General features: G+C 60.4%; 25 protein-coding genes. 6 read left to right on the plus strand and 19 right to left on the minus strand.

Annotation, left to right across the window (positions count from 1 at the left end; translation table 11 throughout):
- Positions 1-3: 3 nt before the first annotated feature.
- From RBB49_RS09485 to RBB49_RS09540, 12 genes are all read right to left on the minus strand, one after another.
- Complete coding sequence (locus RBB49_RS09485) at positions 4-1,506, minus strand: hypothetical protein (RefSeq protein ID WP_306142506.1); 1,503 nt, start codon at positions 1,504-1,506, stop codon at positions 4-6.
- Between the two features lie 141 nt (positions 1,507-1,647).
- Positions 1,648-3,051, minus strand: coding sequence for a dihydrolipoyl dehydrogenase (gene lpdA, locus RBB49_RS09490; RefSeq protein ID WP_306142507.1), 1,404 nt, complete (start codon positions 3,049-3,051; stop codon positions 1,648-1,650).
- A gap of 42 nt (positions 3,052-3,093) precedes the next feature.
- Complete coding sequence (locus tag RBB49_RS09495) at positions 3,094-3,852, minus strand: SDR family oxidoreductase (RefSeq protein ID WP_306142508.1); 759 nt, start codon at positions 3,850-3,852, stop codon at positions 3,094-3,096.
- A 48-nt stretch (positions 3,853-3,900) separates the two neighbouring features.
- Positions 3,901-4,515, minus strand: coding sequence for a LysE family translocator (locus RBB49_RS09500; RefSeq protein ID WP_306142509.1), 615 nt, complete (start codon positions 4,513-4,515; stop codon positions 3,901-3,903).
- A gap of 40 nt (positions 4,516-4,555) precedes the next feature.
- Positions 4,556-6,076 (minus strand): 2-oxoglutarate dehydrogenase complex dihydrolipoyllysine-residue succinyltransferase, encoded by a 1,521-nt coding sequence (gene odhB / locus RBB49_RS09505; protein WP_306142510.1) that lies wholly within the window; start codon positions 6,074-6,076, stop codon positions 4,556-4,558.
- A gap of 64 nt (positions 6,077-6,140) precedes the next feature.
- Positions 6,141-9,128 carry a 2-oxoglutarate dehydrogenase E1 component gene (locus tag RBB49_RS09510; protein WP_306142511.1) on the minus strand — a complete coding sequence of 996 codons (2,988 nt, stop codon included), beginning with the start codon at positions 9,126-9,128 and terminating at the stop codon, positions 6,141-6,143.
- 199 nt (positions 9,129-9,327) lie between these two features.
- Positions 9,328-10,233 carry a succinate--CoA ligase subunit alpha gene (sucD, locus tag RBB49_RS09515; protein WP_306142512.1) on the minus strand — a complete coding sequence of 302 codons (906 nt, stop codon included), beginning with the start codon at positions 10,231-10,233 and terminating at the stop codon, positions 9,328-9,330.
- Between the two features lie 49 nt (positions 10,234-10,282).
- Positions 10,283-10,702 carry a hypothetical protein gene (locus tag RBB49_RS09520; RefSeq protein ID WP_306142513.1) on the minus strand — a complete coding sequence of 140 codons (420 nt, stop codon included), beginning with the start codon at positions 10,700-10,702 and terminating at the stop codon, positions 10,283-10,285.
- A 59-nt stretch (positions 10,703-10,761) separates the two neighbouring features.
- Positions 10,762-11,955 (minus strand): ADP-forming succinate--CoA ligase subunit beta, encoded by a 1,194-nt coding sequence (sucC, locus tag RBB49_RS09525; RefSeq protein ID WP_306142514.1) that lies wholly within the window; start codon positions 11,953-11,955, stop codon positions 10,762-10,764.
- A 77-nt stretch (positions 11,956-12,032) separates the two neighbouring features.
- Positions 12,033-12,995 carry a malate dehydrogenase gene (gene mdh / locus RBB49_RS09530; protein WP_306142515.1) on the minus strand — a complete coding sequence of 321 codons (963 nt, stop codon included), beginning with the start codon at positions 12,993-12,995 and terminating at the stop codon, positions 12,033-12,035.
- A gap of 173 nt (positions 12,996-13,168) precedes the next feature.
- Complete coding sequence (gene zapE, locus RBB49_RS09535; protein WP_306142772.1) at positions 13,169-14,326, minus strand: cell division protein ZapE; 1,158 nt, start codon at positions 14,324-14,326, stop codon at positions 13,169-13,171.
- 255 nt (positions 14,327-14,581) lie between these two features.
- Complete coding sequence (locus RBB49_RS09540) at positions 14,582-15,043, minus strand: MarR family winged helix-turn-helix transcriptional regulator (RefSeq protein WP_306142516.1); 462 nt, start codon at positions 15,041-15,043, stop codon at positions 14,582-14,584.
- 199 nt (positions 15,044-15,242) lie between these two features.
- On the opposite strand from RBB49_RS09540, the gene RBB49_RS09545 reads away from it, so the two are divergent.
- Both RBB49_RS09545 and RBB49_RS09550 read left to right on the plus strand, forming a co-directional pair.
- Positions 15,243-16,007 carry an alpha/beta fold hydrolase gene (locus tag RBB49_RS09545; RefSeq protein ID WP_306142517.1) on the plus strand — a complete coding sequence of 255 codons (765 nt, stop codon included), beginning with the start codon at positions 15,243-15,245 and terminating at the stop codon, positions 16,005-16,007.
- A gap of 25 nt (positions 16,008-16,032) precedes the next feature.
- Entirely contained in the window at positions 16,033-16,512 is a 480-nt protein-coding gene (locus tag RBB49_RS09550; protein WP_306142518.1) for a RidA family protein, read from the plus strand.
- Between the two features lie 82 nt (positions 16,513-16,594).
- Here the strand turns inward: RBB49_RS09550 and RBB49_RS09555 are convergent, their stop codons facing one another.
- The gene (locus RBB49_RS09555) at positions 16,595-17,380 is read right to left on the minus strand and encodes a hypothetical protein (protein ID WP_306142519.1); all 786 of its coding nucleotides are present in this window, start codon (positions 17,378-17,380) and stop codon (positions 16,595-16,597) included.
- 73 nt (positions 17,381-17,453) lie between these two features.
- Entirely contained in the window at positions 17,454-17,981 is a 528-nt protein-coding gene (locus RBB49_RS09560; RefSeq protein ID WP_306142520.1) for a protease inhibitor Inh/omp19 family protein, read from the minus strand.
- On the opposite strand from RBB49_RS09560, the gene RBB49_RS09565 reads away from it, so the two are divergent.
- From RBB49_RS09565 to recQ, 4 genes are all read left to right on the plus strand, one after another.
- The gene (locus RBB49_RS09565; protein WP_306142521.1) at positions 17,980-18,369 is read left to right on the plus strand and encodes a hypothetical protein; all 390 of its coding nucleotides are present in this window, start codon (positions 17,980-17,982) and stop codon (positions 18,367-18,369) included. The genes RBB49_RS09560 and RBB49_RS09565 overlap by 2 nt on opposite strands.
- 48 nt (positions 18,370-18,417) lie before the next feature.
- Entirely contained in the window at positions 18,418-18,795 is a 378-nt protein-coding gene (locus tag RBB49_RS09570) for an MAPEG family protein (protein WP_306142522.1), read from the plus strand.
- A 108-nt stretch (positions 18,796-18,903) separates the two neighbouring features.
- A complete protein-coding gene (locus RBB49_RS09575) occupies positions 18,904-19,797 on the plus strand; it encodes a GNAT family N-acetyltransferase (RefSeq protein ID WP_306142523.1) in 894 nt (297 codons plus the stop codon).
- Positions 19,798-19,893: 96 nt separating this feature from the next.
- Entirely contained in the window at positions 19,894-21,783 is a 1,890-nt protein-coding gene (gene recQ, locus RBB49_RS09580; RefSeq protein WP_306142524.1) for a DNA helicase RecQ, read from the plus strand.
- A gap of 42 nt (positions 21,784-21,825) precedes the next feature.
- Here recQ and msrA read toward each other — a convergent pair whose 3' ends face one another.
- The 5 genes from msrA to RBB49_RS09605 form a co-directional block, all read right to left on the minus strand.
- On the minus strand, positions 21,826-22,470 hold the full coding sequence (gene msrA, locus RBB49_RS09585) for a peptide-methionine (S)-S-oxide reductase MsrA (RefSeq protein ID WP_306142525.1): 645 nt from the start codon (positions 22,468-22,470) through the stop codon (positions 21,826-21,828).
- Positions 22,471-22,583: 113 nt separating this feature from the next.
- Complete coding sequence (locus RBB49_RS09590; RefSeq protein WP_306142526.1) at positions 22,584-22,961, minus strand: VOC family protein; 378 nt, start codon at positions 22,959-22,961, stop codon at positions 22,584-22,586.
- A gap of 133 nt (positions 22,962-23,094) precedes the next feature.
- On the minus strand, positions 23,095-24,540 hold the full coding sequence (creD, locus tag RBB49_RS09595; RefSeq protein WP_306142527.1) for a cell envelope integrity protein CreD: 1,446 nt from the start codon (positions 24,538-24,540) through the stop codon (positions 23,095-23,097).
- A 228-nt stretch (positions 24,541-24,768) separates the two neighbouring features.
- A complete protein-coding gene (locus tag RBB49_RS09600; RefSeq protein ID WP_306142528.1) occupies positions 24,769-25,551 on the minus strand; it encodes a succinate dehydrogenase iron-sulfur subunit in 783 nt (260 codons plus the stop codon).
- Between the two features lie 68 nt (positions 25,552-25,619).
- Positions 25,620-26,465, minus strand: coding sequence for an FkbM family methyltransferase (locus RBB49_RS09605; protein WP_306142529.1), 846 nt, complete (start codon positions 26,463-26,465; stop codon positions 25,620-25,622).

The raw sequence follows: 26,465 nt of genomic DNA on the forward strand, positions 1-26,465 counted from the left end.
GGATCAATCCGGCACGACAAATTCCCGCTTGGAGGCGTAGTCGCGCACCCTCACCTTGTCGCCATCGCGTTCAAGGCGCAGCATGGTCCAGCCGTCCGCCGGAAGACGGCAGGAATGACGCCCCATCACGCAAGGCAGTTGCGGTGTCCGCCTGTAGGTGACGTTATCCGACAACGCCTTGGCGATATCGGTGTGGCCCTTGAGATAGGCGAACAACGTGTACGGGCTCAAGTACCAGACCTCGTCATCGCGCAGTTCTTCCAGTTCCTCGGCACGGGCGAGCGGAAACTTTCGCCCCCATGTCCAGGAAATCGCATCGCGGGTCTGATGGTCGAGATAATGGTGCCCCATGGTCTCGTCGATAAAGACCCGCTTTTGCGCGCCGATATCGGACCGGTAATCAAGGGCAGCCGCATCCCGGCCGGGCGCTCGCTCGGACAGGACGTAAAAGATCAGGAAATTGGCCGAGATGACCAGGAAAACCAGCGTATAGAGGACATATGCCGTCTTTTGGAAGCGTTTCTGCGTCACGGCATCAAGCCCGACGAGAAACACCATGGTCGCCGCAAGGTTGCGGACCAGAACCTTGTCATGCAGGAAAGCAGCAAGCCCCTGCCCAAGCGAGAGCATCAGGCAGACAAGCGCCGCCGAACGCGAAAACCGCGTCAGGACCAGACCGGCCACGGCAAAGATCGAGGCCCGGCCAAGCGCCTCGCCGTTGATCCCGTGTCCGGTCGACCTTTGCGCATGAAAGACGATCTGCTCGATGAATTCGCGAAACTGAAAATCGATGCTGAGGGCAAAGATCAGAAGCGCCAGAAGAAGCGCCACTGCATTTTCAACCACCAGCGTCACGAGCTTCAGATCACGGGAAAGGAGCCGCCAAAGGTCATGCGCGATGATCGCGCCCAGGCTCCAGGCAAAAACCGCCGGAGAGGCAAGAGGGGCAAAGGCGAACGCCAGTTTGCCCAGGGTCCTGATTGACGAAAAGTGCGGCGCCATGTCTGCCCCGTCCCGCTCCCTTGCAGGCCAGAACAGGAGAAAGAAACCCAAAGCCCAGAAGACACAGGCCGTGATTTCGAGCCGGAACCCGGTCACGACATACATGGGAGCAAACAGAAGCGGAGTTATCAGTGCGGCTTTCGGCAGCCTCATCGCCAGGCACATTGCGGAAAAGGCAAGGGCAGTCAGAAGGAAACAGAGAAATTCGTACCCGACGACACTGAGCCGGCTGACACCGAACAGCTCCAGGAACCGTCCGGACAGGATCAGGTGAAACCGCGTATAGAGGTGGTAGTTTTCCAGATCGGGAAACTGAACCGAAAGGAGCGGGTTGATGTGATTCCCCGTCGTGGCAACCTCGGCCGCCCAGGGTATGAAGAACAGATCGTCCACATGCGCGATGGTACGTTCAGGCCAGAAGAACACGAGCCCGGCGGCGGCGGCCAGCAACAGCCAGAGCCCCGACTGCAACATTGTCAAACGGCTGGTGTCCGCGCCTTGCACGTGCCATCTCCCCTGGGTTCAAAGCCTTGCGCCAAACCCGAATCGTCTGGACGCACCCGGCATCGCCCACCGGCGCTAACATGCGAAGAGCGCCGCAGGCAAGGTTTCCCGCAGCGCTCCGATCTTTCAAGAACCGTGGTTTTAAGAGTGGATCGGTTTGGCGAAGGCACCCATCGCCGCTTCCTTGACGGCTTCCGACATGGTCGGATGCGCGTGGCAGGTGCGGCCCAGATCTTCCGAAGACCCGCCGAATTCCATCAGCACGGCCGCTTCGTGGATCATTTCGCCCGCACCGAACCCGATAATATGAACACCGAGCACCCGGTCGGTTTTGGCATCGGCCAGAACCTTCACGAACCCGTCGGTGTGGTTCATTGCACGCGCACGTCCGTTGGCCGAAAAATTGAACTTGCCGGCCTTGTACTCGACCCCGTCGGCTTTCAGCTCTTCCTCGGTCCTGCCGACAGAAGCGACTTCCGGCTGCGTATAGACCACGCCGGGGATGACATCGTAATTCACGTGCCCGGCCTGACCCGCCAGGATCTCGGCAATCGCAACGCCTTCATCCTCGGCCTTGTGCGCCAGCATCGGCCCGGCAACAACATCACCGATGGCGTAGATGCCGTCGACATTGGTCTTGTAATGGGCATCGATCTGAACCCGGCCGCGTTCGTCCAGCGCCACGCCGGCCCCCTCCAGGCCAAGGCCTTCGGTGTAGGGACGGCGGCCGATGGCAACAAGAACGATGTCGGCTTCGATCTCCTGGGCGTCGCCACCCTTGGCAGGCTCGATGGTGACGGCCAGTCCCTTGCCCTTCTTGGCAACACCGGTGACCTTCGAGGACAGCTTGAAGGTCATGCCCTGCTTCTTCAGCATGCGCTGGAAGTTCTTCGAGACGTCGCCGTCCATGGGCCCGAGGATCTTGTCCATGAATTCGACAACCGTCACTTCGGAGCCGAGACGGTTCCAGACAGACCCGAGTTCGAGGCCGATGACGCCGCCGCCGACGACAACCATCTTGCCGGGGATCTTGTCGAGCTCGAGCGCACCGGTCGAGGAAACGATCTGCTTTTCGTCAATCTCGACACCCGGCAGCGGCATGACATCGGAACCGGTGGCAATGACGATGTTCTTCGCCTCGACGACGGATACGCTGCCGTCATCCGCGGTTACCTCGACCTTGCCTGTTCCCAGAACCTTGCCGGTGCCGGTATGCACATCGATCTTGTTCTTCTTCATCAGGAAGGCGACACCATTGACGTTGGCATCGACCACGTCGGTCTTGTGCTTCATCATCTCCGGCAGGTCGACCTTCGGCTTGGACACCTTGATGCCGAGCTTTTCAAATCCGTGACCGGCTTCCTCGAACATCTCGGACGCATAGAGAAGCGCCTTTGAGGGAATGCAGCCGATATTCAGGCAGGTCCCGCCGAGCGTCGCGCGTTTTTCGATAACCGCGGTTTTCAGACCGAGCTGCGCCGCCTTGATCGCGCAAACGTACCCCCCCGGGCCGGTTCCGATGACGACAAGATCATATTGGGACATTTTGGTCGCCTTTGCCTTTTCAGTTTCAAGTCCATTCAGGAATTACGGTAGGATTGCCCGGCCACCGGACACATCCAGGATGGCACCTGTCGTGTAGCTGGACTGGTCGGACATGAGCCAGAGAATTGCGTCCGCGACTTCATCCGCGGTGCCCGCGCGCTTCATCGGCAGTTTGGCTTCAAGCTGCGCCACGCGGTCGGGGAGCCCGCCGGAGGCATGGAGTTCCGTGTCGATGATGCCGGGACGGACAGCATTGACGCGGATGTTCTCATCGGCAACTTCAAGCGCAAGCCCGACCGTCATCGTATCGATCGCCCCCTTGGAAGCGGCATAGTCGACATATTGCGCCGGCGACCCGAGCTTGGACCCGGCCGATGCCAGATTGACGATGCCACCGCCCTTGCCGCCATGCTTCGTCGACATCCGCCTGACGGCCTCGCGCGCGCACAGGAACGAGCCGACAACGTTGATATTGAAGATCCGGTTGAGACGCTCGACGCTCATCTCATCGACGCGCTGGGACATGTCGACAACACCTGCATTGTTGACCAGCCCGGCAAGACGGCCGAGCTTGTCTGCCTCTTTGAAGAGATTCAGAATATCGCTTTCGCTGCCGACGTCGCCCTGAACGGCAACCGCCTTCCCGCCTTCGGCCTCGATTTCGGACACGACCGTGTCGGCGGCGGATTTGTTGGCCGTGTAGTTGACAACGACCGTATGCCCGAGACGCGCCAGTTTTCGGCTCACACTCGCGCCGATACCCCGGCTTCCGCCCGTTACGATGACCACACTATCAGACATTCAATCTCCAGAACTTTTTGGCGCGGACGTGGTCCGCAAGATATGGTTTTACTGCTCCGCAACAGCCAGCCGGAGCCCGAAACCTGCAAAGGCAGCCGCGATGGACCGTCTCATCCAGACCATGACACGGTCGCTTCTGAGCACCTTCTCACCGACCAGCGAGGCAAACAGACCGTAGACGAGAAAGACGAAGAACGTCATCGCCATGAAGACGCCGCCGAGCGCCAGCATCTCGAGCGTCGGATGCGCAGCGGACGCACTGACGAACTGCGGCAGAAAAGCCAGAAAGAACACCGTCAGTTTCGGATTGAGAATGTTGATCAGAAATCCTGTGCGCGCCGTTGCGACAAAGCTCTTGCGCGCGCCCTTGTCGGCTTTCAGTTCCACCGGACCGCTGTCTTGCAGGGTCTGCCACGCCAGGTAAAGCAGATAGGCGACGCCGGCATATTTCACCACCTGGAAGACGATCGCGCTGGTGTGCATGAGCGCCGCCAGGCCGACGACGGATGCCAGGATCGCCGGAACAATCCCGAGCGTGCAGCCGATTGTGGCTGCAAGGGCGGCGCGCCGCCCTTTGCCAAGACCGACCGCGACGGTGTAAACCACCCCGGTTCCGGGAACCAGAACCACGATCAGCGCGGTTATCAGAAATTCCAGGCTCATGAGGTTGCCTCCATAGCCCTCGGAACGGTCCTCAACCGGATCAGAGATCCAGAACCAGACGCTGCGGATCTTCCAGGCTTTCCTTGACGCGGACGAGGAAGGTCACGGCTTCCTTGCCATCGACGATCCGGTGGTCATAGGACAGCGCCAGATACATCATCGGACGGATGACCACCTGACCGTTCACGGCCATGGGACGCTCCTGGATCTTGTGCATCCCGAGAATGCCCGACTGCGGCGCATTCAGGATCGGGGACGACATCAGCGAACCGTAGACACCGCCGTTGGAGATGGTGAAGGTGCCGCCGGTCATGTCGGCCATGCCGAGCTTGCCGTCGCGCGCCTTGCGGCCGAGATTGCCGATTTCCTTCTCAACCTCGGCAATCGACATCTGGTCGGCATCGCGCACGACCGGAACCACGAGACCCTTGTCCGTGCCGACAGCAACGCCGATGTGGCAGAAGTTCTTGTAGATGATGTCGGTGCCGTCGATCTCGGCGTTGACTGCCGGGATCTCCTTCAGCGCATGGGTCACCGCCTTGGTGAAGAAGCCCATGAAGCCGAGCTTGACGCCGTGCTTCTTTTCGAAGAGGTCCTTGTACTGCTTGCGCAGTTCCATGACCGGGCCCATGTCCACCTCGTTGTAGGTAGTGAGCATGGCCGCCGTGTTCTGCGCGTCTTTCAGGCGGCGCGCAATGGTCTGGCGCAGCTTGGTCATGCGCACGCGCTCTTCGCGCGCCTCGTCCTGTGCCACGACCGGGCCGCGGGCGACTGGTGCCGCCGCCGGGGCGGAGGTTGCTGCCGTCGCGCCGGAAGCAATCGCCCCGATCACGTCTTCCTTCAGAACCTGGCCGCGCTTGCCGGAGCCGGCGACCTGATCCGCGGAGAGATTGTTCTCCGCCATCATCTTCTGTGCGGACGGTGCCGGCGGCATCGATGTGCCGGAAGCTGCAGCCGGGGCCGCTGAAGGCGCCGGCGCTGCTGCCGCGGGCGCAGCAACTGCGGCTGCACCTGAGGGATCGATCTGACAGAGCAGAACGCCAGGTTCGACGGTTGCACCCGTTTCAGCTGCGATCTTCACGACCGTTCCGCCAACAGGTGCCGGGACTTCCTGCGCCGCCTTGTCCGTTTCCAGTTCGACAAGCGTGTCGTCTGCCTTGACGACATCACCGACCTTGACACTCCACTCGCCGACTTCGGCTTCTGTTACCGATTCACCCGCGCTTGGCGTAACCACGTCGACCAGGGCCGCGCCGGCTGCGGGTGCGGCTTCTTCAGCGGCAGGAGCAGGTGCTGCAGCGGCAGGAGCTGCAGCGGCGCCGGCGCCTTCGGCGATCTGGCCAAGCAGGGCGCCGACTTCCACGGTGTCACCTTCCTTGACGACGATGCTCTCCAGCGTGCCTGCAGCCGGGGCCGGCACCTCGACGGTGACCTTGTCGGTTTCGAGCTCGACGAGCGGTTCGTCCTGGCTGACGGCGTCACCCGGCTTCTTGAACCATTGTGCGATAGTTGCTTCGGAAACGGATTCACCCAGAGTGGGCACGCGAATTTCGGTTGCCATGGTCGCCTTCTCTTAAAATTACCCGGCCAATGTGTTGAAAGAGGGCGATGACGCCCTCTCAAGATCAGTTTCCAAGCGCCTCTTCGAGGAATGCCTGCATTTGCGCAAGATGGACCGACATCAGGCCCGTCGCGGTGGATGCCATTGCCGAGCGGCCGGCATAGCGCGGCCGCCGGTGCTTGGCGTCGATCTGCTCCAAAACCCACTCGATATACGGTTCGACGAAGAACCAGCTGCCCATGTTCTTCGGCTCTTCCTGGCACCAGACCATCTCCGCATGCGGGAAGCGGGCCAGCTCGAGCATCAGTGCCTTCTTCGGGAACGGATAAAGCTGCTCGACGCGCATCAGGTAGACATCGTCAATGCCGCGTTTTTCGCGCTCCTCGAACAGATCGAAATAGACTTTGCCCGAACACATCACGACCCGGCGGATCTTGTCGTCGGAGACCAGCTTGCCTTCCGAGCTGAGGTTTGCACCCCAGTCGTCCCAGAGCACGCGGTGGAACGTCGTGTCGGGGCCGAGCTCGTCGATCCGCGAGACCGCTTTCTTGTGACGCAGAAGCGACTTCGGTGTCATCAGGACCAGCGGTTTACGGATGTCGCGGCGGAGCTGCCGGCGCAGGATGTGGAAGTAGTTCGACGGCGTCGAACAGTTCGCGACCTGCATGTTGTCCTCGGCACAAAGCTGAAGAAAACGTTCCAGGCGAGCGGAGGAGTGTTCCGGTCCCTGGCCCTCATAGCCGTGTGGCAAAAGGCAGACAAGACCGGACATGCGCAGCCACTTGCGTTCACCAGAGGAGATGAACTGGTCGAACAGCACCTGTGCGCCGTTGGCAAAATCGCCGAACTGGGCTTCCCACATGGTGAGCGCGCGCGGTTCCGCCAGCGAGTAGCCGTATTCGAACCCGAGCACGGCCTCTTCGGAGAGCATCGAGTTGATGACCTCGTAGCGCTGCTGGTCGGGCGATACGTGATTGAGCGGAATGTAGCGGCTTTCGTTCTCCTGGTCGTAGAGCACCGAGTGGCGCTGCGAGAACGTGCCGCGCTCGCAGTCCTGGCCGGACAGACGCACGGGGTGTCCTTCGGCCAGAAGCGATCCGAACGCGAGCGCTTCGGCCGTTGCCCAGTCGATCCCTTCACCGGTCTCGATCATGCGCTCGCGGTGGTTCATGAAGCGCGCGATGGTGCGGTGAATGTTGAAGCCTTCCGGCACATGGGTCAGGGCGCGGCCGATGTCCTTCAGCTCGCCCATCGGAATACCGGTTTCGCCGCGGCGCGGATCTTCCTCGTCGTCGGCGCGGCGCATGCCGGCCCACTTGCCGTCAAGCCAGTCGGCCTTGTTCGGCTTGAACGCCTGACCGGCATCGAACTCGCCATCCAGGTGCTTGCGCCATTCGGCCTTCATCCGGTCGACATCTTCCTGGCTGAGCACGCCTTCCTTGATCAGGCGTTCCGAATAGCGCTGCAGCGTGGTCGCGTGCTTGCGGATCTTGCGGTACATGATCGGCTGCGTGAACGCCGGCTCGTCGCCCTCGTTGTGACCGAAACGACGATAGCAGATCAGGTCGATCACCACCGGACGCTGGAACGTCTGGCGGAACTCGATCGCGATCTTGGCGGCGAACACGGCGGCTTCCGGATCGTCCGCGTTGACATGCAGGATCGGGGCTTCGATCACCTTGGCCATGTCGGACGGGTACGGCGAGGACCGCGAGAAGCGCGGGTTCGTCGTAAAGCCGATCTGGTTGTTGATGATGACGTGCACCGACCCGCCGGTGCGGTGGCCGCGCAGGGCCGACAGGCCGAAACACTCGGCCACGACACCCTGACCTGCAAAGGCGGCGTCGCCGTGCAGAAGGAGCGGCAGAACGGTGTTGCGTTCCACTTCCGTCGTTTCAATGAAGTTGCCGTTCTTGTCGGCGGCAAGCTGATCCTGTTTCGCCCGCGCCTTGCCGAGCACGACCGGATTGACGATTTCCAGGTGCGACGGGTTGGCGGTCAGCGACAGGTGAACGTTGTTGCCGTCGAAGGTCCGGTCGGAGGACGCGCCAAGGTGATACTTCACGTCGCCCGAGCCTTCGACTTCATCCGGCGCGTAAGAGCCGCCCTTGAACTCGTGGAAGATCGCGCGGTGCGGTTTGTTCATCACCTGGGAGAGCACGTTCAGGCGGCCACGGTGCGCCATGCCGAGGACGATGTCCTTCAGGCCCATCTGGCCGCCGCGCTTGATGATCTGCTCCAGCGCCGGGATCAGCGCTTCACCGCCATCAAGACCGAAGCGCTTGGTGCCGGTGTATTTGACATCGAGAAACTTCTCGAAGCCTTCCGCTTCGACAAGCTTGTTGAGGATCGCCTTCTTGCCTTCCGATGTGAAGGCAACCTGCTTGTCCGGTCCCTCGATGCGCTCCTGGATCCAGGCTTTCGCCGCCGGATCGGATATATGCATGAACTCGACACCGAGCGTCGAGCAGTAGGTGCGCTTCAGAATGTCCATCATCTCGCGGATGGTGGCGTATTCCAGGCCAAGAACATGGTCGATGAAGATCTTGCGGTCCCAGTCGGCTTCCGTGAAACCGTAGGACGAGGGATGCAGTTCCTCGTGATCGCCCTTGCCGGCAAGGCCGAGCGGATCGAGATCCGCATGCAGGTGGCCGCGCATCCGGTAGGCGCGGATCATCATCAGCGCGCGAACGGAGTCGCGGGTCGACTGATGCACCTCGGCATCGGACACAGGCGCGCCCGTCGCTTCGGCCTTCTTCTTTATCTTCTCGCCGAGTTGCTGTTCGATCGGACCCCAGTTGCCGTCAAATGCGTTGACGAGATCGCCATTGGCTTCGATCGGCCAGTCCTTGCGCTTCCAGGGAGCTCCGCGCGCTTCCTTCAGCACGGCTTCCTTTTCGTCCTGAAAGGCCGCAAAGAAGTCCTGCCATTCGGCATCGACCGAATTCGGATCCGTCTTGTACTGGGCGTAGAGGTCTTCGATATAGGCTGCGTTGGCGCCGTAAAGCAACGACGTCAGTGCGAATACGTTGTTCGCTTCCTGCCGTGCCATGTCCTTTAGCGGAGGGCTGCTCCGCCCTTTTTGTTATGGCGGGCCGAAAAAGACCCGCGGCCGGTTCCCTACAAAGACCGATGAAACACCGGCCCCTCGAAAATTGATCGCGGCACACTTGGCGCCGCAACCCATCCTTTCATCATGCAGACGGAAAGGTAAACAGTTTCCGTTGCTGTCAGCACAATTTCCTGCGTTTTTAGCCCTTCAAGACTTCGAGAAGTGTCTCGCCAAGCTTGGCCGGAGACGGCGAAACCTTGATACCGGCCGCTTCCATTGCCGCGATCTTGTCTTCCGCGCCGCCCTTGCCGCCGGAAATCACTGCGCCCGCATGGCCCATGGTGCGGCCCGGAGGCGCCGTGCGGCCCGCGATGAAGCCGGCCGTCGGCTTCTTGCGGCCCTTCTTGGCCTCGTCGATCAGGAACTGCGCGGCTTCTTCTTCCGCGGACCCGCCGATCTCGCCGATCATGATGATGGACTCGGTCGCGTCATCGGCGAGGAACATTTCCAGGACGTCGATGAACTCGGTTCCCTTGACCGGGTCGCCGCCGATGCCGACAGCCGTCGTCTGGCCGAGGCCCGCATTGGTGGTCTGGAAGACGGCTTCATAGGTGAGCGTACCGGAGCGCGAGACGACGCCGACGGAGCCCTTCTTGAAGATGGAGCCCGGCATGATGCCGATCTTGCATTCTTCCGGCGTCAGGATGCCCGGGCAGTTGGGGCCGAGCAGGCGGGAGTTGGACTTGTCCAGCTTTGCCTTGACCTTGACCATGTCGGCAACCGGGATGCCCTCGGTGATGCAGACGATGAACGGGACTTCCGCCTCGATCGCCTCGATGATCGCAGCGCCCGCGCCAGCCGGCGGGACGTAGATCACGGACGCATCCGCGCCGGTCGCTTCCCTGGCTTCGCCAACGCTGGCAAAGATCGGCAGCTGCGCCGCGCTTTCCACGCTGCCCCAGGTCTCGCCACCCTTCTTCGGGTGGACGCCGGCGACCATCTTGGTGCCGTAATATTCAAGCGCCTGTTCGGTATGAAACGTGCCGGTCTTGCCGGTCAGGCCCTGAACGATGATTTTTGTGTCTTTATTAACGAGAATTGCCATCTTGGCGTTCTCCTTGACTGTTCACCAAGCCGGTGAATGAACCTTGGAACTAGTTCGGGATAGATTGAACCGTCAATGCAATATCGCGCTTCACAGGCATGATCGAAGCCACCGCAGGACCGAATTTGGAAGTGAACTGCAAAACATCTTCGCCATTCACAACAGTGTTTTCGTATCCACGATAGCGCGTCGCCAAGAGTTCTTTCAGCAGCTCTTCAACAAGATCCTGGTCACCAGCTTTCAGCACCGATGTACACGTTTGCGCGTCATCAGAAACCTTCACGGCGACAACCATGATATCGTAATCGAGAACCCAAAAACCGTCGCGATTTTCAGCGCGTTTGTCTTTGACTTTTCGTTTCACGTCTTTGAAGTCGGGAAGAGAGTCAATGCAAATCTCGTCAAAGACCTGCACTCCCAGTCCGTTGCTAATCTCGGCAATCGGATCTGCTGCCGCCCCGGTGAACATCGTGCCCACCAGGAGCGTTGCAGCGAGAACCTTTTGTGATCGCGGCATCATTCTCACGGTCAGCCCTTCACCGCTTTCACGATTTTCTGGGCGGCGTCGTCGAGATCATCGGCGGCGATCACGTTCAGACCGCTTTCGTTGATGATCTTTTTGCCGAGTTCCACGTTGGTGCCTTCCAGGCGAACAACGAGCGGAACCTGAAGGCCGACTTCCTTGACGGCTGCCACCACGCCTTCCGCGATCACGTCGCAGCGCATGATGCCGCCGAAGATATTGACCAGGATGCCCTTCACGTTCGGATCGGACGTGATGATCTTGAAGGCAGCAGCCACCTTCTCCTTGGACGCGCCGCCGCCGACATCGAGGAAGTTCGCCGGCTCGGCACCGTAGAGCTTGATGATGTCCATGGTCGCCATGGCAAGACCCGCGCCATTGACCATGCAGCCGATGTCACCGTCGAGCGCGACATAGGCGAGGTCGTACTTGGAGGCTTCGATCTCTTTTTCGTCTTCTTCGGTGACGTCGCGCAGTTCCATGATGTCCGGGTGACGGAACATGGCGTTGCCGTCGAAGGAAACCTTGGCATCGAGAACACGCAGGCGGCCGTCCTTCATGACGATCAGCGGGTTCACTTCCAGAAGGCTCATGTCCTTTTCGACAAACGCCTTGTGCAGGATCGGGAACAGCGTCATGCCGTCTTCGCGCGCTGCGCCGTCGAGCGCCAGCGCGTCACAGAGCTTTGCGGCATCGGCGTCGGTGACGCCCGTTTCCGGGTCGATCGGCAGGGTGATGATCTTTTCCGGGGTTTCCTCCGCGACGGCCTCAATGTCCATGCCACCCTCGGTGGACACGACAAAGGCAGGGCGTCCGACCGTCCGGTCGACCAGGATGGAGAGGTAGAGTTCACGCTCGATGTCGGCACCGTCCTCGATATAGAGGCGGTTGACGACCTTGCCTGCCGCACCGGTCTGCTTGGTGACCAGCGTGTTGCCGAGCATTTCCCTGGCGTGCGCCGTGACTTCATCCAGCGAGAAGGCAAGACGGACACCGCCCTTGGCATCGGCGGGAAGTTCCTTGAACTTGCCCTTGCCGCGGCCACCCGCGTGGATTTGCGTCTTGACGACCCAGAGCGGGCCGGGAAGTTGCTTCGCTGCCGCTTCCGCCTCGTCGGCGGAGAAGATGGCCACGCCCTCTGCCACAGGTGCGCCGAAAGACTTCAGCACCTGCTTGGCCTGGTATTCATGAATGTTCATGTGTTTCCCCCGTTGTCGGAGGACCGCTCTTTCAAGGGGTGAAAGAACGGCCGCTGCTTACCCGAGACAGACGGCGCTTAGGCAAGCGCCGGCTGGATTTTCTTACAGGCTTCGACCAGACCGTCGACCGCGCCGACGGACTTTTCGAAGTTGGCCTTCTCCTCACCCTGAAGGTCGATCTCGATGATGCGCTCGACACCATCGGCGCCGATGACCACCGGAACACCGACATAGGTGTCCTTCAGGCCATACTGGCCGTCGAGAGCGGCTGCACACGGCAGAACGCGCTTCTTGTCTTTCAGGTAGCTTTCCGCCATGGCGATCGCGGAAGAGGCAGGCGCGTAGAAGGCAGAACCTGTTTTCAGGAGACCGACGATCTCCGCGCCACCGTCGCGGGTGCGCTGAACGATCTCTTCGAGACGCTCCGCCGTGCACCAGCCCATCTTGATGAGATCGGGCAGCGGAATGCCGGCAATCGTGGAATAACGGGTCAGCGGCACCATGGTGTCGCCGTGGCCGCCGAGAACGAATGCGGTGACGTCTTCAACCGAGACGTTGAACTCGTCGGCAAGGAAATAACGGAAGCGGGCGCTGTCGAGCACACCGGCCATGCCGACCACCTTGTTCTTCGGCAAGCCGGAGAATTTCTGAAGTGCCCAGACCATTGCATCAAGCGGGTTGGTGATGCAGATGACGAAGGCGTCGGGCGCGTGCTTGGCAATGCCTGCACCGACCTGTTCCATGACCTTCAGGTTGATTTCCAGGAGATCGTCGCGGCTCATGCCGGGCTTGCGGGGGACACCGGCGGTCACGATGACCACGTCCGACCCTGCGATCGCCTCGTAGCTGTTGGCACCGGCCAGCTTGGCATCGAACCCGTCGACCGGGGAAGATTCTGCGAGATCCAGCGCCTTGCCTTGCGGAACACCTTCCGCGATGTCGAAGAGAACGATATCTCCCAGTTCCTTCAAACCTGCCAGATGAGCGAGCGTGCCACCGATCTGACCAGAGCCGATCAAGGCAATTTTGTTCCGCGCCATATCGAAAGTTTCCCTTTACGTAAGATGGAACTATGTGCCATCCGCTGATGACTGCTGATGGCACTACCCCCTTTGCCGTCCCCGCGCAAGTTCGCCAAAAGAATATTGCGATTAAGGCGGCAAAATTTTTCAATTCTTCCCGTCTGCATAATTCCCCTATACGGAATGCAGACTTAAACGTGTATGTCCCGCCTGTCACCCGCAAGATAGGCTTCCGAGCGCATTTCGATCAGCCGGGAACTTGTCCGGTCGAATTCGAATGCCTCGGTCCCGTCCTCGGAAACGTAGAGATCCGGCGGTTCCGCCTCTGCGGACACCACCAGCTTGATGCCATTGTCGTAGAGCGTGTCGATGAGATTGATGAAGCGCTTTGCCTCGTTCCTGCGCGCCTTGGACAGAACCGGGACATGATCGAGAAAGACAGTACCGAAGGCGTTCGCAATCCTCAGATAGTCGCTTGCGCCAAGCGGCTGCATACACAGATCGTCAAAGGTGAACCGGGCGACGCCGGAGGCAACCTTCGGGATCTCGATCGTCCTCCCCTTGTTTTCCAGTTCCGCCGAATGCGCCTTCATGCCGTGGGTCAGCTTGGTCCAGAGCTTGTCCATCTCGTCATCCGCGTCCTGCCCGAGCGGGGTCACGTAGACAGGCGCTCCCGCAAGCTTTTCGAGCCTGTAGTCCGTCGGCGAATCCAGGTGCAGGACCTCGACCTGCGACTTCAGCATGGTGATGAAGGGAATGAAGAGCTGCCGGTTGAGCCCGTCCTTGTAAAGATTGGACGGATTGACATTGGAGGTGGCGACCACGATCACCCCCTTTTCGAAGAGCTGCGTGAACAGCCGCCCCAGGATCATCGCGTCGGCAATGTCGGTGACTGAAAATTCGTCGAACAGCAGCAGCCGGGTCTCGACCGCGATCTGACTTGCGACCGGGGGGATCGGATCGTCGCCCTTCACCTCGCCGCGCTTGTGCGCCTGGCGGTGCTCATGGATGCGCTCGTGCACGTCGTTCATGAACTCATGAAAATGGACGCGGCGTTTGCGCTGGATGACCGTCACCTCGTAGAAGAGATCCATCAGCATCGTCTTGCCGCGTCCGACACCACCCCACATGTAGAGCCCTTTCACGGAGGCCCAGAGCTGGTTCTTCTTCTTGGCAAAGAGCCAGCCCAGCGAGCTCTTCTTGGAGGCAAGCCGGGTCTCGGCGAGGCGGGTGTTGAGCAGATCAAGATGCCTGACGGCTTCCCGCTGGACAGGATCCTCGGTGATCTCGCCCGATGCGATCAGGGCATCGTAGCGGGCGCTCAGCGCGCGGTTGACCGGCAGTTCCATCTTCAAAGGTGCTGCTCCCTCCATGAGAACTCATGGGGCCTTGGACGTGACTGTTGGCTCGGCGGAATAAGGTCAATACGCCCTGGATGCAAGTCAAGTTATGGTTTGAATCTGTTACACTTCTTCACGTCAACAACTTTCAAACGATTGAATGGCCGAACGTCGATTTCCTGAAGGCCGAAACGTTGCGGACCCGGGCCGCCCTGCGGTGCCGCGCGCATTGAGCTGGCCGCAACCGGTATGGTGCGCCCGACTTCACCTTTCATTGGTCTTTGCAATAAAGGCCTTGATGTCGTTGAGCTCATCAATGAGCTTTCTTGCACGGGCCTGATCGACTCCGATCGCACAGCCCAGCCCTTGGGGAACAGCAAGCGCCGTCTTGTAGAGATCCTTGCCCGCCTCGGTGAGGTAGACCTCGACACGCCGTTCATCCGTTTCGCTTCGCCGCCGGGTTACGAAACCCAGCTTTTCAAGCCGCTTTACCAGGGGAGTCGCCGTCGCCTGATCGACTTCCAGTCCCTTGGCGATGTCCTGAACCAGGATCCCGTCATGCTGCCACAGCACCATCAACGCCAGATACTGCGGATAGGTCACGCCCATCGTTTCCAGCAAAACCGCATATTCCCTGGTGATTGCCCTCGAGGTTGAATAGAGCGCGAAGCAGAGCTGATCCTCAATCTTCAGCAGGCCCTCTTCATCCACTTTACAGCTTTCCATCACGGCATCCTATTTATTTGCCCCCTATCTTTTAAGAGGCTTGATGTGCTGTTTCAAGAGTTTCCGCAGATAAGCACATGAAAGATATAGGTATTTTTGTCGAGAATTTTCGGCTTGACAATTTGTGAGATTCATTGGGTATTATTAATTAGTGCACTATTTAATTGTTTGCAAACGCATCTCAAACCAGGACGATCTCATGCCCATGTTTCGAAATCTCACAGCTGCCGCCGCCCTTGTGTTGGCCGCGGTCCTTCCCGCCGGAGCACCGTTTGCGGCGGATCTCAAGGCGAAGTCCGTCGTGCTCGTCCACGGCGCGTTTGCGGACGGTTCCAGCTGGAACAGGGTGACGCCCTTGCTGGAAGCCGCAGGCCTCAACGTGATTGCGGTTCAAAATCCGCTGGAGTCGCTTGCCGGAGATGTCGCCTTTACAAATCGTGCGATTGATCGCGCGGACGGCCCGGTGGTGCTCGTCGGTCATTCCTGGGGCGGCATGGTCATCACGCAAGCTGGCGGACATGACAAGGTCTCGTCACTCGTCTACGTCGCAGCCTATGCGCCCGATGCAGGCCAGTCGCTTGGGGAAGCTGCCGAACTCGAGAAGTTTCCCGCGCCTGGGATCGGGGCGCTTCAGCAGGATGCCGAGGGCTATTTCTTTCTGCCGAAAGAAGCGACGGCACGTTACTTCGCACAAGACCTGCCAAAAGAGGAAACCGACCTGATCGCCGCCAGTCAGGGACTGCTCAACAGCGCCGCGCTCGGTGAGCCGGTCTCGAATGTCGCCTGGCAGGACAAACCGAGCTTCTACGCCATCGCGGGCGACGACCACATGACGCCGACCGAGCTGCAGCGGCAGTTCGCCAGGAAAATCGGTGCGGTTTCCCGGGAAATAGACGCGAGCCATTCCGTCATGGTGTCCCAGCCCGAATTTGTCGCTGACCTGATCATCGAAGCTGCCAAATAGAAGTCACTCCAAAGGAGAATCCGCGATGAAAATGATGTACTGCACCCTGCTCGGCACACTTGCCATTGTTTCGATGATAGGTGGCCCAGCTGTTGCCGAAGATGTCCGTGTCCCGGTCCATGTCGAAGGCAACAAGCCGATCGCCCCCTATTCACCCGGCATCAAGCTCGCGAACGGAATGCTTTTCGTCTCGGGCCAGATTCCCTACGTGAACGGGGAAATCCCCGAAGCGGCGCGCAACGATGTCGCCGCGCAGACACGGATCGTGATGGAAAACCTTCAAAGCGTTCTCAACGAGGCCGGATACAGCTTCGATGATGTCGTCCGCGCCACCGTCTTCATGACCGACATGAAGAATTACGGCGCGTTCAACAAGGTCTACGGAACCTATTGGGGGGATGGAAGCGTTCCGCCCGCCAGAGCTGCCGTTGAAGTCGGCGCATTGCCGGGGTCAAAACCGGGCGCACCGGTTCTTGTCGAAGTCTCGATGATCGCTGCGAAGTAACCGCCGACACGCCAAAGAAGCCGCGCCCGACAAACGTCAGGCGCGGCTTCTTTGTGTCATGCAGCGCCTTGGTGGAGGAAAACTAGCGCAACAGGAGCGTCGATTTGCGGCCGCTTTGCAGTTCCTGGAGATAGAGCAGCTGCGCGACTAGGTAACATTCGGAGCGGTCGTCCAGATTGGCCTTGCGGCCGCGACCATCGGTCAAAAGCCATGCATTGCCTGACTTGACGACGTCACACTCAACAGGCTCGCTCGCGTCGAGGCCGGCCTTTTCAACCAGTTCCGTGCCGACGCGGGACTCGTCTTCCGCATCAAGACCTTTCACCTGGATCCGCAGGCCCCGATAGACCTGCTGCACCCCGAGCGTTGCCACGATGGCAGTCACCAGGCTTTCGCCCTCCATTGCCGCAAAACGAAGCACGCCGCCCTGCTGCGGGATGGCGTTGCTGGAACAGGGGGTGTTGTGCACATCACCAAGCGCAGTCCATTCGGAACGCAGGGTTACCGTCGCAGGCTGACGCAGCGCCGGCATTTCCTTGGCAAGCCGCTTTTCGGCCGCGCGCTTCGGGCTCTTGGCCGCGCGTTCGGCGGACTGCGACCTGCTGACCGCGATCGTACCGCCGATCCGCAAGCGCCTGAAGACGATCACATCGCGCATCAGGTCGGTCCGCTCGACCCGCCAACCCGCGTCCAGCCAGGAATTCTGATGAACAAGGCTGCCGCCCGAATTTGCCCACCAGGTGCGGTGCTCGCGTGCACTTTTCGGGAGGTTCGTTCCCAGAATGTCCTCAAGTTCGTCGAGCTTTGCTGCCCAGACGACATCTTCAAGACGAGCAAGGTGTTCGCGTAAAGGTTCGTATTTCGACATTGCACAGCCTTTCCGGTAGCAACGCCAATATACACTTATTACGCGCAGTGTCTAGCAGAATTACTGAGGCTGTTTAACGGAACAGCGAGATGGGCGATCCGGTCGACGTCTGACCGTTGAATTTCCCGGGTTCGCTGGAATAAAGCTGTGCAACGATGACGCCGGAACCATCCTTCAGAACGACCTGATTGCCGTTCAGATCCCAGGCCGAGATTCCGGACAGTGTCGGGGTACTACAACCTCTGGTATTTGCCCGGTAGCCGCCGGACCAGGTGGTCAGGGTCATGAATGCCTGGCAATTGTCACCCGAAGAGGCAAGTTTCCAGCCGCCCAGAAGGTCTGTCCGCCCAACCTGCTGAGCGTTGCTCGGCGCTGCAACCGGATTGCTTGCAAGATCGGCCGCAGCACCCGTTCCGTCCGTGGTGGTGCCGACCGGCGGTGCGGCGTTGGGGTCAAGCGGATCGAGGGACGCCGAGCCGACCGGCGTCGTGGGCGTCGCGGGCAACGGTGCGGCATAGTTGGGGCCTCCCGAGAGCCTCTGGCACCCCGCGGCAAGAACCACCATTCCCAAAACCAAAACCAGCTTTCCCGAGCGTTTCATGACGAATCAGTCCCTTAATCTCCGCCGCACCATCGTGGCATCTCTTAACTTACTATTTACTGAAAATCCAAAACACAGCGCAGTTGTCCGCAATTTCGATGCGATATGGCGTGTCCCGGGACCAGTAATCCGGCCCATCCGGACCGGTGCCGCGTATTCAAGAACCGCCACGGGACATCCGATCGAGAATCGCTCAAGTGCCTCATCACCCACGATGTTGAAAACGCCGCCTTCAGTGCAGGTGTTAGGTTTTCAAAATGGCGGTAAAGTGACGCTCCCGCACAAGCAGACCGGCCGCAAGGCGCGAAACGCACCTTGCCCCGCCGTTCAGAAGATCCGATCAGGCGCGTTCCTTTCGCAATCGACGTCGTTCTTTTTGCGCTTTTGAGGCCGGATGCCCTATGTGATCGGGAACCGGGTCAACAAGGAACACTTCATGCCAATCGCAATCTGGTGCATTCTCGCTGCCGCCATCCTGCCTATCCTGTCGGCCTTTCCGGCCAAGTTCAGCAGGGACTTCGACAATGCAAACCCGCGCAGCCCGGATTACTGGCGCGAGGGCTTCAGAGCGCGGGCACAGGCTGCGCAGGCCAACGGTTTCGAGGCCTTTCCGTTTTTCGCCGTTTCCGTTTTCGTCGCCATGAGCCAGGGCGCCTCGCCCTACTGGATCGACCAGCTGGCGGTCCTTTTCATTCTTTTGCGCCTGATTTACGTGTTCTGCTACTGGACCGACCGGTCCAACCCCAGGTCACTCGCATGGGCTGCGTCTTTCATCACAATTGTGGCACTTTTCACGAGTTCACTATGGAGCTGACGGAGCCGCAGCCAGAAAATTAATTGCAGGGAGCATTTGCACCACGCGGCCGATTTCGCTAACGATGCAAGTGGAATAGTACAGGTTACCGATGGGCAGAGGTGCATTGTGCGGACGACAGACCAGACAACAGACACCTTGCCGGCGCGCCGTCAGGAGACGAAGCAGCGTCAGCTAGCGGACCCCCATATCGTCGACGCGCTCATTGCCGAACGGGGCAAACTCGTCATGGCGAGCCCCTGGTGGCCGTTCATAAAGCCCTTTGCCTACAAGATCCTCAGATACCGCTCTGCCGTCGATATGGCGGATACGATTGCCCAGATGGAGGCGGTCGATGTGTTTGCGCATCTGAGCGAGCTGCTCACCCTTCAGGTCACCACGCTCGGCCTTGAGCGGGTCCCGACCACCGGGCCGGTGGTGCTTGTGTCCAATCATCCGACCGGCATTGCCGACGGCATTGTCCTTTACGACGCGATCAAGTCGCGGCGGACCGATCTGGCGATCTTCGCCAACCGGGACGCGATCCGGATCAATCCGCGCCTGGCTGAAATGATCATACCTGTCGAGTGGCGCGCGGACTTCAAGAGCCGGGCCAAGTCCAAGGAGACGATCAAGATCGCCTCATCGGCCTTTGCAACGGAGCGGGTGGTCGTGCTGTTCCCATCCGGACGCCTTGCCTACTGGCATGACGGCAAGCTGACCGAACGGCCCTGGATGACCTCCGCGCTTGCCCTTGCGCGCAAGAACAAGGCGCCGATCATTCCGATGCACATGGGCGGCCGAAACTCGGGACTGTTCTATTTTCTTGCGCGCGTATCGACCGAATTGCGCGACATGACCGTCTTCAACGAGCTGCTCAACAAGAAGGACGCCGCGTTCAACGTGCATTTCGGCAAACCGATCCGGCCGGAAAAACTGCAGGGCGACCTCACCGAACTGACCGAGCAAATGCGCATCCATTGCGCCGAAACCCTCGCGACGGATCCCGACGCGGAATTCTGATGCACGCCAACTTGGTGTGGACTCATCCACAGGCCGGTTTGCCCTTCAACGGCGAATAAGACATGGTGCGGGAGACTTTAGGGAATCAGCCGCCTCATGCCAGTCTCTCCCGCTCTCCTCGCGGATGACGCACCACTTGTTCACCTCAACGATCCGCCTCCGGTGCGCCCGGAGCCGAAACCGCAGGCGGTTTTGCAGACCGTCTTCGGTTACGATGATTTCCGGGGCCGGCAACGGGAAGTGATCGACACGCTGATCGACGGCCGGGATGCCGTCGTGCTGTTTCCCACGGGTGCCGGAAAGTCGCTGTGCTACCAGATACCGGCCCTGTGCCGAAGCGGTGTCGGCGTCGTGGTGTCGCCGCTGATCGCGCTGATGAAGGACCAGGTCGGCGCTCTGCAATCGGTCGGTGTCCGGGCGGCCGCGCTCAATTCGACCCTTCTTCCGGAAGAACAGGACCGCCTACGCGAGGATTTGCGCGGTGGTGACATCGACCTGCTTTATGTAACGCCCGAGCGTCTTGGAAACGAGAACTTCCGGCGGTTCCTGGATACGCTGGAAATTGCGCTTTTTGCCATTGACGAGGCCCATTGCGTCAGCCAGTGGGGCCATGATTTCCGTCCGGAGTACATGTCGCTTTCCTGTCTTGCCGAACGCTATCCCGGCGTGCCGCGCGTGGCCCTGACGGCGACCGCCGATCCGCATACGCAAAAGGACATCCTTGCGCGGCTCAAGCTGGAAGACGCGCAAGTCTTCGCAACCAGTTTCGACAGGCCAAACATCCGCTATGAAATCGTGGAACGGTCGAACCAGCGCCAGCAGCTCCTGGATTTCCTGAGCAAGCACAAGGGTGAAAGCGGTATCGTCTACTGCCTCTCGCGCGCCAAGGTGGAGGAAATCGCGGACTGGCTGACAGCCAAGGGGATCAAGGCGCTGCCGTATCATGCGGGATTGCCCGCAGACCGGCGCGCCGCCAACCAGGATGCCTTTCTGCTTGAGGAAGGGCTCTGTCTCGTTGCAACCGTTGCCTTCGGCATGGGCATCGACAAGCCGGATGTCCGCTATGTGGCGCATCTCGACCTGCCCTCCTCGGTCGAGGCCTACTACCAGGAAACCGGACGGGCCGGCCGGGACGGCGCGCCCGCGGAAGCCTTCATGGCCTACGGCATGGCCGACCTGGTTCAACGGCGCCGGATGATTGCCGAAGGCGACGCGCCAGACGAGATCAAGCGTGCGGAAAATGCAAAACTCAACGCGCTGCTCGGTATCTGCGAGACCGCAGGCTGCAGACGCCAGGCGCTGCTGGCGCATTTCGGCGAAACCTACCCCGAGCCCTGCGGCAACTGCGACACGTGCCTTTCGCCGGTGGAGACCTGGGACGGAACCGAACCGGCGCGCAAGCTGATGTCAGCGATCTACCGGACCGGTCAGCGCTTTGGAACCGGTCACGTCATCGATGTGCTGCTCGGCAAGACAAACGAGAAGGTGACCCGGTTTTCCCACGACAAACTGTCGGTCTTCGGCATTGGACAGGACACGCCACAGAAGATGTGGCAATCGATCGCGCGCCAGCTGGTCGCCGCGGGTTTCGTGGATGTGGACCATGCGCAATTCGGCGCGCTCGTACTGACTGAAGCCGCCCGTCCGGTTCTGCGCGGCGACGAGACGATTCTGCTGCGCAAGGACAGGAACGCCGCCGGTCTGAAACAGACGCGCTCCTCGCGCACGGCCTCGGTCGCCGATGAACTGGACGAGGAAGACAAGCTGCTGTTCCAGCGACTGCGCCGCCTGCGCACGCAGATCGCGCGGGACCAGAACGTCCCGCCTTACGTGGTCTTTCCCGACGCGACACTCGCCGGGATCGCATCTGCGCGGCCGGTCACGCCCGATGCGCTCTTGAGCGTGTCAGGTGTCGGCCAGTCCAAGCTGGAAAAATACGGCGAGACATTTCTGGAGCTTGTCGAGGCGTTTGAGGCCGGCGTTTGAAGGCAACCCGGCCCCGGACCGGGTTGCAGCTCACGTAGTTCCTCAGGAACCGGCCTTGGGCAGCCCCTTGTAGGCTTCAGCGCCCCATACGGATTTCACCCTTGCATCGCGGCCACAGGCCTTGCGGTAGCCCTTGTAGGCTTCTGCGCGGGTGACATAGCCAAATCGTGTCAGCGTGCGCGCATTGCTCTTGTAGTAGGCCTGGTGGTAGTCCTCTGCAGGCCAGAAAACGGCAGCGCCTTCGACCGGCGTTACCACCTTCCCGCCGAGGACCTTGTTGGCCTTGGCGATTTCCGCCTTCGCGGCCTTGGCCTGTTTGTCGTTCAGGGGATGGATCGCCGTCGAGTAGCCGTAACCGCGATCGCAGAACTGACCGCCCGGGTCCGTGACATCGACGGTGCGCAGGAAGATACGGACAAGATCCTGATAGCTGATCTGGCTTTCGTCAAAATCCACCTGCACCACTTCGCGGTGTCCGCCTCGCTCGTAATTCTTGTAGGTGGGGTTCTGGCTCTTGCCGCCCGCATAGCCGGACTTGACGTCCCTGACCCCGGCAAGCTTTTCCAGATCCGATTCCACACACCAGAAACAACCGCCTGCAAAGATGGCCGTTTCGGCCTGCGCGGTGGCAACCGGGGCGACACCGACAAGAGCGGCAAGGAAAGTCTGGCGCAACAAACGCTTCATGTTGGATCCTCCATCAGTTGCAGATAGAGGTAACGCATTCTCTTTGCGAGGCAACTCAACTCCGTTCGCGTGCCTGCACAACGCCGTGAGAAAGCCGTGACCGGCAGCTCCGATCAGCTTTCCCAGGCTGTCGCCCTTTCCTCGAAGCCAGGCGTTTGCGGACTGACCACGCAAAACCTGTGGCCGCTTGCCGCTTCCATCACAACCCAGCTCCTGAAGCGCTTGAAGACTTTCGCGCCGAGTTTCTCCAGCCGGGCGACCTCCGCTTCCGGATTGTCGGTTTCAATATCGAGATGGACGCGCGAGGGATGCTCGACCGCCTGCAACAGAATGCCGATATCGCCGTCCTTGCCGAAGAGCCTGCGATAACGCGGGTTCTTGGGCTCTGCTTCCAGCGTGCGCCCGAGGGCCTTCGACCAGAAGGCGGCGTGTTCGTCGATGTCGCCACCCTCGCAGTCTATGACCAGATCTCCCAACCGGCTCTTATGCATGTCCGTCTCCAACACTTCACTCAATCGAGAACAAAGATAGAACAAATGCGATCTGAGAGCAAGGTGGCGGAAAAGCAGACCCAGGGCCGCCTGTTTCCGGGCCCGGGGTCGGCAGGTTACCTGACGAAGCAAATCAAACCGCCGCGCCGGCAGGCTTCGGATCAGGCCGGCTCTGCCCCGACCAATCGATCCTCTGGGTCACGAACATTGTGATGGCCAGGGCGACAAAGGCAATGACCGAGCCGATCAGAAGGGCGTAGTCCTGTTCCTGCATGAGGGCGTACAGCACACCGAAGATGCTTCCCAGCACGGCCAGCATCACCAGTCCGGCAACGCGGCTTTTCAGGGATGTCCCTATGTAGAGCGCGTTCAGCAGGGTCGCCGCACCTGCCGCAATCAGGTAGGCCAGCGCATATCCGACATGTTCAGCAAATGCCAGCAACATCACGTAGAAGATGATCAGGGCAAGACCGACCAGCGCGTACTGGATCCAGTGGAACCGCCAGCCGGAGCGCAACTCCAGCACAAAGACCGCCAGAAATGTCAGACTTATGAAGCCGATCGCGTATTTCAGGGATCTGGAGATGGTCTGGTAGAAATTCACCGGTTCGACGAACTTCACACCCATGAGCCTGTTCTGGAGCGGCAGATGGCTTGTTTCCATGACCTTCGGGATGCCGCGCGCAAGATAAGGAATGGTCCAGGCAGCGTCGAAACCAGAACCGGTGATGGTCCGCGTTTCCGGCAGGAAGGCACCGGTGAACCCGGGATGCGGCCAGTCCGACTGAACCGAGACCCTCGTGGTCTGCCCGGCCGGAGCAACATAGATCGCCGTCGACCCGTTGAGCTGCAGTTTGACGTCGAAGGAAAAGCCGCTTCGCCAGGCCTGGGGAGACACGGCTGCATTGATCCCGGATGAACCGGATGCGTGGCGGGGATCGCGGTCCGCAGACGTCGCAAGAGGCCCGAGGCCCGGCTCGAAAGGAACCGCTCCCGTTCCCGCCAGAGCGAGCGTGACCTCGCTCTTGAGCGCCCGGACATCGCGGATCCCGACAACAACGACGGCCTTGTCGGCGGCGACGTTGATCGTGCCGCCGTGCTTCGGTTCGAACATGTCCTCAGGAGGCGCTGCAAACGCACCGCCGAGATCGAGGCGTGCGCTATAGACGGGAAGCTTGTAGATGGACTTCTTGCGTTCCTCGACCGCGATATCACCGCCCACCGTCAGCCGCTCCGGAAACAGCACCGCCGTTCTGCGGACGGTGTTGGTCTCAAAGTCTTCGCCCGACCCCGTCGTGTAGGTTTCGGTGAAGGGGATCACCAGATAGGGGCCGTTGATCTCCTGTGTCCCGCCCCAGGAACGGGCGATCTCGCGCGCGACATCCTTTGCCCGATGTGCGCGTTCCTCCACAAGCACCCAGACAAAAATGCTGGGAACAAGCAGCAGGAAGGAGAGCAGTCCTATCAGGACGAATTTCACCGCCGGCGACCCCAGAAACGCCATAAGCCTTGTCGTTGTGGGTTGCTGCGGCATTGCCGGGCCCGTGGTGGTGGTGCCTTGGTCTGTGTTTTCGGCCATGCAAAATCCCTCTGCCAGGTGGGCGCAGCCGGGACAGCGCACCCAATGCAAAGCACAGTCTTTCCGGGCAACTGGGAGAAGCCATGGTGAAACCGGGCAGGGAATTCAGGGATTTTGTGCAGATCCGGTGCAGGAAGACGGGACGTGACGGCCAGGCCACGGGTCCGTTGCGCACAAAAAAGCCGCCCTGAAAGGCGGCTTTCGCAACTTGCCCGGATATCGGAGGGATCAGACCCGCCGTTCGACCATCATCTTCTTGATCTCGGCAATCGCCTTGGCCGGGTTCAGGCCTTTCGGGCAGGCCTGGGAGCAGTTCATGATGGTGTGGCAGCGATAGAGACGGAAGGGATCTTCCAGGTTGTCCAGACGCTCCCCGGTGGCCTCGTCGCGGCTGTCGATCAGCCAGCGGTAAGCCTGCAGCAGGATCGCCGGGCCGAGATACCGGTCGCCGTTCCACCAGTAGCTCGGGCAGGAGGTGGAGCAGCAGGCACACAGGATACACTCGTAGAGCCCGTCCAGCTTGACCCGGTCCTCATGGGACTGGAGCCATTCCTTTTCCGGTGCAGGTGACACCGTCTGAAGCCACGGCTCGATCGAGCGGTGCTGGGCGTAGAAGCGCGTCAGGTCGGGCACGAGATCCTTGACCACCGCCATGTGCGGCAGCGGGTAGATCTTGACCACGTCGCCGGCAATCTCTTCCATGCCCTTTGTACAGGCAAGGGTGTTGGTGCCGTCGATGTTCATGGCGCAGGAACCGCAGATGCCTTCCCGGCAGGACCGGCGGAAGGTCAGTGTCGGATCGATCTTGTTCTTGATGTAGATAAGACCGTCGAGCACCATCGGACCGCAATCATCCGCATCAATGAAATAGGTATCGACCCGCGGGTTGCGGCCATCATCCGGGTTCCAGCGGTAGATACGGTATTCGCGCAGGTTGGTGGCCCCTTCCGGCTTGTCCCACACCTTGCCTTCCGTCACCGTGGAGTTCCGGGGTAGCGTCAGCTGAACCATCTCGTTACTGCTCCGCGTTGCGGCCCGCGCCATGCCTCACCGGGCATGCGGGCCAAACGTCCTCATCCTCAGGCGCTGAGTTCAAGGACCATGTTGTCATTCGTCCGGCCCGTTACGGCGTAGCCCCGGTTTGCCAGTTCGCTCAGGCAATCCTCGGACCAGTACGGCCGGCAATTCGTTTCCAGAAGAATCACACGGGGCCACATGGCCTTGTCCGCGTGACGAAGGAACGGCAGGACAACCCGGTCCTCGTATCCTTCCACATCCACTTTGAGTATGTCGATCCGTTCAAGCCCCTGCTGGTCGGCAATGTCGGTCAGCGGGCGGACGGTCACATAGGTCCGGGTCCAGTTGCCGGCCCACTCGCCTGTCGTCAGGTCAGTCACAAAGGTGGCGAAGCCGCAATTGCTCGGCTCGTGCCAAAGCGGCAGCGTGTCTTCCTTGGACCCGACTGCGGAATTGACGACGGTCACGTTTTCCAGGTCGTTGGCGCGGACATTGAAACTCAGCTTGTGCGCGGTTTGCGGGTTTGCCTCGATGGCAACCACCTTTGCCCCATGCCGGGCGGCAAAGACCGCGTAGGACCCGATATTCGCGCCAACGTCGACGAAGACCATTCCCTCGTGCAGGTGCGGTTCCAGAAGGCCGTGTTCGGCGCGTTCCGGCAGCCGTCCCTTGGCGAGGATCTTGCGGTCGTCGTAGTTCTCGCCGGGATAAATGCGGAATTTCAGGCCGTCTGCCTCAAGATCGTACGGACCCTTGAAAACCCTGGCGACAAGGGCCCGGATGCGCTTGCGCAGGCCCCGGGACAGATCGTGCCGGTCGGCCAGACGCCAGGCAGCCCGCACCAGCCGTTCGGCCGGATAGGTTCCGAACGGGCTTCTTGTATCCAGCAATGTCGCCGACTGGCTCAC

It is taken from the genome of Roseibium sp. MMSF_3412 (assembly GCF_030733265.1).
In the GTDB taxonomy this organism is placed as follows: Bacteria; Pseudomonadota; Alphaproteobacteria; order Rhizobiales; family Stappiaceae; genus Roseibium.

Excerpts from the sequence above, each read along its gene's own strand:
- RBB49_RS09560 (WP_306142520.1), bottom strand. The coding sequence starts at position 17,981 with ATGAAACGCTCGGGAAAGCTGGTTTTGGTTTTGGGAATGGTGGTTCTT.
- sucD (WP_306142512.1), bottom strand. The coding sequence starts at position 10,233 with ATGGCAATTCTCGTTAATAAAGACACAAAAATCATCGTTCAGGGCCTG.
- RBB49_RS09590 (WP_306142526.1), bottom strand. The coding sequence starts at position 22,961 with ATGCATAAGAGCCGGTTGGGAGATCTGGTCATAGACTGCGAGGGTGGC.
- RBB49_RS09495 (WP_306142508.1), bottom strand. The coding sequence starts at position 3,852 with ATGTCTGATAGTGTGGTCATCGTAACGGGCGGAAGCCGGGGTATCGGC.
- RBB49_RS09600 (WP_306142528.1), bottom strand. The coding sequence starts at position 25,551 with ATGGTTCAGCTGACGCTACCCCGGAACTCCACGGTGACGGAAGGCAAG.
- odhB (WP_306142510.1), bottom strand. The coding sequence starts at position 6,076 with ATGGCAACCGAAATTCGCGTGCCCACTCTGGGTGAATCCGTTTCCGAA.
- RBB49_RS09570 (WP_306142522.1), top strand. The coding sequence starts at position 18,418 with ATGCCAATCGCAATCTGGTGCATTCTCGCTGCCGCCATCCTGCCTATC.
- creD (WP_306142527.1), bottom strand. The coding sequence starts at position 24,540 with ATGGCCGAAAACACAGACCAAGGCACCACCACCACGGGCCCGGCAATG.
- RBB49_RS09510 (WP_306142511.1), bottom strand. The coding sequence starts at position 9,128 with ATGGCACGGCAGGAAGCGAACAACGTATTCGCACTGACGTCGTTGCTT.
- recQ (WP_306142524.1), top strand. The coding sequence starts at position 19,894 with ATGCCAGTCTCTCCCGCTCTCCTCGCGGATGACGCACCACTTGTTCAC.
- RBB49_RS09550 (WP_306142518.1), top strand. The coding sequence starts at position 16,033 with ATGAAAATGATGTACTGCACCCTGCTCGGCACACTTGCCATTGTTTCG.
- RBB49_RS09565 (WP_306142521.1), top strand. The coding sequence starts at position 17,980 with ATGACGAATCAGTCCCTTAATCTCCGCCGCACCATCGTGGCATCTCTT.
- RBB49_RS09520 (WP_306142513.1), bottom strand. The coding sequence starts at position 10,702 with ATGTTCACCGGGGCGGCAGCAGATCCGATTGCCGAGATTAGCAACGGA.
- msrA (WP_306142525.1), bottom strand. The coding sequence starts at position 22,470 with ATGAAGCGTTTGTTGCGCCAGACTTTCCTTGCCGCTCTTGTCGGTGTC.
- zapE (WP_306142772.1), bottom strand. The coding sequence starts at position 14,326 with ATGGAACTGCCGGTCAACCGCGCGCTGAGCGCCCGCTACGATGCCCTG.
- RBB49_RS09540 (WP_306142516.1), bottom strand. The coding sequence starts at position 15,043 with ATGGAAAGCTGTAAAGTGGATGAAGAGGGCCTGCTGAAGATTGAGGAT.
- sucC (WP_306142514.1), bottom strand. The coding sequence starts at position 11,955 with ATGAACATTCATGAATACCAGGCCAAGCAGGTGCTGAAGTCTTTCGGC.
- lpdA (WP_306142507.1), bottom strand. The coding sequence starts at position 3,051 with ATGTCCCAATATGATCTTGTCGTCATCGGAACCGGCCCGGGGGGGTAC.
- RBB49_RS09555 (WP_306142519.1), bottom strand. The coding sequence starts at position 17,380 with ATGTCGAAATACGAACCTTTACGCGAACACCTTGCTCGTCTTGAAGAT.
- RBB49_RS09500 (WP_306142509.1), bottom strand. The coding sequence starts at position 4,515 with ATGAGCCTGGAATTTCTGATAACCGCGCTGATCGTGGTTCTGGTTCCC.
- mdh (WP_306142515.1), bottom strand. The coding sequence starts at position 12,995 with ATGGCGCGGAACAAAATTGCCTTGATCGGCTCTGGTCAGATCGGTGGC.
- RBB49_RS09545 (WP_306142517.1), top strand. The coding sequence starts at position 15,243 with ATGCCCATGTTTCGAAATCTCACAGCTGCCGCCGCCCTTGTGTTGGCC.